The 590-nt window shown below is 72.0% G+C and carries 1 protein-coding gene; it reads left to right on the top strand.

Features of this window, described 5'->3' with window-relative positions; genetic code table 11:
* Nucleotides 1-590, top strand: a 590-nt coding sequence (locus J3S20_RS29955; RefSeq protein WP_456305717.1) for a P-type ATPase, incomplete at both ends; no start/stop codon positions are given.

Genomic DNA, 590 nt, shown 5'->3' with positions numbered 1-590 from the left:
TGTCGCTCGCCCTGCCGGAGCACCTGACCTACCCGCTGTTCCTCGCGGCGACCCTGATTGCCCTGGTGCCCTTCGGCAGGCGCGCCTGGGCCTTGGCCCGTGCCGGTTCGCCCTTCTCCATCGAAACGCTGATGGTGACGGCTGCCGCCGGCGCCACGGTCATCGGCGCGGCCGAGGAAGCAGCCGTCGTTGTGCTGCTTTTCGCGGTGGGTGAGTTGCTGGAGAACGTGGCCGCCGGCCGCGCCCGCGCCGGCATCCGCGCCCTGGCGGAGTTGATGCCGCGTGTGGCGCTCCGCCTGCGGGCGGATGGCGGCACGGAGCAGATTCCGGCCGACAAGCTTGCGGTCGGCGACCTGGTGCTGGTGCGACCCGGAGACCGGGTGCCCTGCGATGGCCTCATCGAGGAGGGCCTTTCGGCGCTGGATGAAAGCCCCGTGACCGGCGAGAGCATTCCGGTCTCGCGCGGGCCGGGCGAGGCCGTGGTCGCCGGATCGATCAATGCGGATGGCGTGCTGCGGGTCCGCGTGACCCGCGCCGCGTCCGACAACACCATCGCCCGCACCATCCGCATGGTGGAGGACGCCACCGCC

This window comes from Falsiroseomonas tokyonensis, assembly GCF_019024325.1.
Taxonomy (GTDB): Bacteria; Pseudomonadota; Alphaproteobacteria; order Acetobacterales; family Acetobacteraceae; genus Falsiroseomonas; species Falsiroseomonas tokyonensis.
The sequence above is the reverse complement of the archived record's forward strand: the minus strand, read 5'-3'. Positions and strand labels throughout refer to the sequence as shown.